Raw genomic sequence first — 3,021 nt, forward strand, 5'->3', positions numbered from 1 at the left:
TTGCAAACCAACCCAACCAAACTATCTGTACTCGGAAAACTCCCAATTGCCCTGATTGTCCCTGGAAATCTTACTGTCAGGCTTACAATCATGGTATTCAATCTGAAATACCTATGCGTGAACCATCTTCTCCCCTACCCACAAAAAATATCGGTGTCGCTGTGATCTGGAACGACCAGGGACAAATTCTAATCGACCGCCGACCTGCAAAAGGCTTATTGGGTGGTCTTTGGGAGTTTCCTGGTGGCAAAATTGAGCTTGGTGAAACTGTTCCGGAATGTATTAAACGCGAAATTCAGGAAGAATTGGGCATTGAGATTGAGGTTGGGGAACACCTGATCACAATCAATCACGCCTACAGCCACTTTCGTGTTGTGCTAAGTGTACACCACTGTCGCCATCTCAGTGGTGTTCCCCAACCTATTGAATGTGATGAGATTCGCTGGGTCACCTTAGATGAAGTAGATCAGTTTCCCTTCCCCAAAGCCAATACTCAGATTATTGCGGCTTTGCGCTCTCAAGAGGGGAGAAACAATGAAGTATGAAGTGTCACTGCTAGTTGTGGGTAAAGTTTCAGCTAAGGTGTCTTGCATTTAACTTTTGGAATTCTGGGGCTGAATCCCTAGTAGCTTAGCTCCCTTGTCATAATTATTACATTGAGCAACAGCGCGATTACCTGATCGGTTCAACTAATAAAGCGCTTTCAACCTTAAACCTTTTATCTTCAAACCCATTTCCTATCGATAAATCGGTAAGGTGAAGTGAAAACAGCTGCCACCCTTGATCGGTGAATCCACCCAAATGCGACCATAGTGGGCACGGATAATCTTTTGACATAGGGCTAAGCCCAAGCCATAGCCTTCTATAGCTTCGTCTCGCTTAAGGCGGAAATGGTCTTCAAAAATGCGATCGCGATTTTCTTGTGGTATACCAGGACCATCATCGCAAACGCTGACTTGAATTTTCTGGGTAGTACGGTGGATGCTAGACACAGTAATTTTCCCCCCTTTGGGAGTATATTTAATGGCATTATCCAGCAGGTTAATTAGCACCTGACGCACCAATTCTTCATCGCCGTAGACAGGAGGCAAGTCTTGTGGGATGTCGGTTTGCAGAACCTGAGCCTTGAGCTGAAACTGTTCGTGCATCTGAACTAGAACATCTTGGCAAAGTCTGCCCAAATTCAGTTTATGAGGTCGGATGTTGAATTCAGCATTACTTCCCTTCCTAGCTTGCAGCAGATCCACCACCATCCGGTTGATAGTGCGCAATTGATTACGAGCTTGCTCAAACAGCCGTTCCTTTAGCTGTGGCGTCAGTCCACGTTTTCTACCATTCTGGGCGACTGGTTGTTCTAGCTGTAGGGTTTCCAAGGCAATGGATACTGCTGTCAAAGGACTACGCAAGTCGTGAGCTAACATTGATATGACTTGGTCTTTAAATTGCAGCTGCTCAAGCAATTCTTCTCTATCTTTCTTGAGGCGAAAGACTTCGTCAGAGAGTCGAATCAGTTCCAAGGCACAAGCTAGGGAACCAGCTGTCTCTGGTGATGTATCAGCGGAAGAGTTAGATGAGCGAACAGTTGGTTGTAAAGGGAATCCTTGGGTAAGTTGGGTTTGGTTTTCTTCTAGAGAGCGTTGCCAGCGGGGCCACCAGCTCTTCAGCTGGGCAACTAGATTACTACCTGCAAGGGTTTGTTTGGGTTTCGGATTAATCTTAATCAGTGCTGGGGTTGCTACTAGCTTAAAGTGTTCAGCTAGATAGGGTTGTTCCCCAACATCCACAACCTTTAGTTCAAAGGGATACTCTGTCTTAAGAGTTTCCAGATAATGGTGGATAGACTGGAGCTGTTTACGGGAACCGGGACGTTCATCGACAAACAGCAGCAGTTGTAGAAAGGTTGGGGAGTTCGTGTGTGTTTGTGTAGCTGCCTGCATGCAATTTGGTGTTAGCACTCTTAACCAATAAGGCTGGAATAAGACTAAGATTTGTTATTTTTTGTTGGTGATGTGTGCTTCCTTACAATTTAATGTCTATTTTATTATTTTATAGTCTCGTTACTAACCAGCCCTTTTCTGGCACAATCCCTGTCTATTTGAGACTAAAATCTTAAAATAATGTAACATTATCGCGGATTGCGTCAATTCTCCTTTAACAATCTATCCACGGCTGCTACTTGATCATGGCTATTGGCTACCTTGCTCTTGTCCTTCACGCCCATTTACCGTTTGTTAGGCATCCAGAAAGTGATTATGTTCTAGAAGAAGAGTGGCTATTTGAAGCCATTACTGAAACCTATATTCCCCTACTACATGTTTTTGAGGGATTAAAGCGGGATGGGATTGACTTCAAAATAACCATGAGTATGACACCACCTTTGGTGTCGATGCTACGGGATCCACTTCTACAAGAACGTTATGAGCGCCATCTGTCACTGCTCGAAGAACTAGCCAACAAGGAGGTTGAGCATAATCAGCATAATGGTCATATCCGTTACCTAGCCCAACATTATGTTCAAGAGTTCAGCGCCATTCGCCAAACATGGTTACACTATGAAAGGGATTTAGTCAAGGCATTTAAAAAATTTTTAGACAGTAATAACCTGGAAATTATCACCTGCGGTGCTACCCATGGCTATTTTCCTCTGATGAAGATGTATCCCCAAGCAGTTTGGGCTCAAATTTGCGTCGCTTGTGAACATTATGAGCAAAACTTTGGCTGTCGCCCCAAGGGCATCTGGTTACCGGAATGTGCTTACTACGAAGGGATGGAGGAGATGCTAGCAGATGCTGGTTTGCGCTATTTTCTCATGGATAGTCATGGTATTCTCTACGCTCGTCCCCGACCACGGTTTGGTACCTATGCCCCCATTTATACTGAGACAGGAGTTGCTGCCTTTGGTCGTGACCATGAGTCATCCCAGCAGGTGTGGTCTTCGGAAGTCGGGTATCCAGGGGATCCAGTATATCGGGAATTTTACAAGGATTTAGGCTGGGAAGCTGATTATGATTACATTAAACA

Annotated in this window: 2 protein-coding genes and 1 pseudogene; 2 read left to right on the forward strand and 1 reads right to left on the reverse strand. The window is 44.8% G+C overall.

The annotated features are described in order from the left end of the window. A partial coding sequence (mutT, locus tag F6K52_RS34725; protein WP_293089522.1) for an 8-oxo-dGTP diphosphatase MutT occupies positions 1–545 on the forward strand: 545 nt, incomplete at its 5' end. Positions 546–737: 192 nt separating this feature from the next. Here the strand turns inward: mutT and F6K52_RS34730 are convergent. Then, entirely contained in the window at positions 738–1,937 is a 1,200-nt protein-coding gene (locus F6K52_RS34730; RefSeq protein WP_293089523.1) for a histidine kinase, read from the reverse strand. Positions 1,938–2,182: 245 nt separating this feature from the next. Between F6K52_RS34730 and F6K52_RS34735 the strand changes: the two are divergent. Beyond that, a pseudogene (locus tag F6K52_RS34735) lies at positions 2,183–3,021 on the forward strand (DUF1957 domain-containing protein); the annotation flags it as partial.

It is taken from the genome of Moorena sp. SIO3H5 (genome assembly GCF_010692395.1).
Taxonomy (GTDB): domain Bacteria; phylum Cyanobacteriota; class Cyanobacteriia; order Cyanobacteriales; family Coleofasciculaceae; genus Moorena.

What these genes read in the sequence shown, in the direction of transcription:
- F6K52_RS34730 (WP_293089523.1), bottom strand. Translation starts at nt 1,937, where the DNA reads ATGCAGGCAGCTACACAAACACACACGAACTCCCCAACCTTTCTACAA.